Here is a 2,126-nt window from a genome sequence, read left to right as displayed (position 1 = left end):
ACAACTTTTTAAAATTGCCTTTAACAGGTATGCGTAAAAGAGTGATAAATATTGATAAAAATATCTATGTTGTAGAAAGCAACTCTGGTCGGTATTGGACTAGAAGTCGTATTGCTTCTCCTAGGCCCGAGTATAAAACGGTAATTACCCATCCTTGGTATTACGGTTGGATATTCTCTAAAAGTACAAGAGTGCATGTAGAAATAAGACTTAGAGCAAACAGTTTAGTTTTTAATAGTGCAGCAGGTTCGGTCAGCTTTAAAGATGATCTTCCAAATCTTGGTCTTGCTCTGCGTTGTATAAAATCTGAACCTCTGCCTCCCATCCCAGATTGGCTGCAAGATCTTTTCAATTGGTTTGGCATTAAAGCATAGGTATAAAAATGCTTATTTTATAAACCCTAAGACAGATATAAGTAGTTAATAAGACGATTTTTTTTGAAAATGGCATAAACACAAAACACATTTTCATCCTTAAAAAACAATGGTCTATTTTTTTTAATTTTAAAGAGAGTTTTTCAAAAAATGTATTTGAAAAACATTTGGAGTATATATGAAACTAATAAAATTTAATTTTCTAACATTAATTTTGAGTGCCTTAATAACATTTAATGTCGGCGTTGCAGGATCTTTGTGTACTCCAGATAACGATGAATTTGATGACCGAATAACGAATCAAGATAGCACCGACCCAGAACTCCAGGTAGAAGACATCCCCACAACAGATGAGATTGGCACCACCGCTTCTGAGAATATTGCTAGTACTGCAGCAGAGACAACTGGGGCTTTAGAGGCACCAATAATGGACACGGCTGTGTTGACTGCAGAAGTAGCAGTAGAAGTTATCGGGGTTATCGGTGTAGCTATAGCAGTAGGAATGGTAATTTATCACATTGTAACGGTTTTTGAAGATCCCAATGCAACAACCGCAGATAAAATAGCATCTTTTTATAATTGGACATTAGCATTTAATATAATTTCTGATTTTGGGCCTTCTCCAACAGACAGAGAAGAGGAAAAATTGAATAAAATATTAAAAGCTGTTAATGGTGATTATATATATGAATCCCCTAAGGCAGAGGTTCAAGATATGACTAAATTTGCATCAAAAGTTCATGACCTTCTGATCTCAGGAATGAACAACACAGAGGGTTTAGAAAAAATTTATTCCGAACATGGACGGGATTTGTTTTTCACCTATAGGAAGCAATATTTTACATCTGTTCAAAAATTACAAGCATTACTGGAAAAAGTATATTCAGCCCAATGGATGAAAGGCTCTCCAAAGTTTGTTGCTTTAGAAGAGTTCTTGGATCACTCAATTAAAGGGATGATAACTACACCACCCAGTATTTTGTCTAATCCAACACTTGAACTATGTGGTATTAATGCTGATAGTAACCATGTCTTATCTTTTAAAGATATGAATCCTGGACAAATACAAGGATGTTTGGGTAATATTTTTTACGACTATAAGACTCATTTTAGTGCCTATAAACTAGAGGATTTAATTACAATTAAATCACCAGATACTTCATCTAAAAAACCTCCTTATACAGAAACCGATAAAAATTATCCTTTTTCTGAGTTTTTAGGTAGTTATGTAAAAACTTATAATTTCTTCTTAAGCAATATGAAGATTTCTTATGCCAATGCTTTTTATAAACAAAGAAAACAAGGGAGAGAGAAAATATGTCGTTCAGCAAAAGATTCTGCAGAAAAATTTCTAGTAAAAGCAAAACAACAAGCACGCAAAGCGACAGAAAAAATGTTTAGAGAGCGGTATAATCTTAACAATCAAGGGCAAAACATGAATGCCCTTTGCTGGGACAAATCAGGTTATACAGGTCATAACTATCCTGTTTATGATTGTGTTGTTGTTCCTTACCACCCAAACAAAGATATGGTTCTTATTAATGTCCTTAAAAGCATAGATACTTTACCCCCTTTGATAGATACTCAAATAGAAGAATGTCTTGCTGGAAGAAGCGACGATTATGTAGCATTTGCCAAATTCTTGAACAGAGATCCTATTTCTCCGCTTCTTGATATATCAAATACTGCTCAATCGTTTACCAGTATACTTCTTGGTGTCAAGTCAAATCTTTTGTTTTCTGTTAGGAAAAA

The 2,126-nt window shown here is 34.1% G+C and carries 2 protein-coding genes; both read left to right on the top strand.

From position 1 onward, the window contains the following. Positions 1–374: hypothetical protein (locus BAZSYMA_RS09925; protein ID WP_195910092.1), on the top strand; the 374-nt coding region annotated here is incomplete at its 5' end. A 178-nt stretch (positions 375–552) separates the two neighbouring features. Beyond that, the coding region (locus BAZSYMA_RS04190) for a hypothetical protein (RefSeq protein WP_143243095.1) at positions 553–2,126 on the top strand (1,574 nt) is incomplete at its 3' end.

It is taken from the genome of Bathymodiolus azoricus thioautotrophic gill symbiont (genome assembly GCF_001298715.1).
Classification (GTDB): Bacteria; Pseudomonadota; Gammaproteobacteria; order PS1; family Pseudothioglobaceae; genus Thiodubiliella.
Note: the sequence above shows the minus strand (reverse complement) of the source record. Positions and strands in the feature narration are given on the sequence as shown.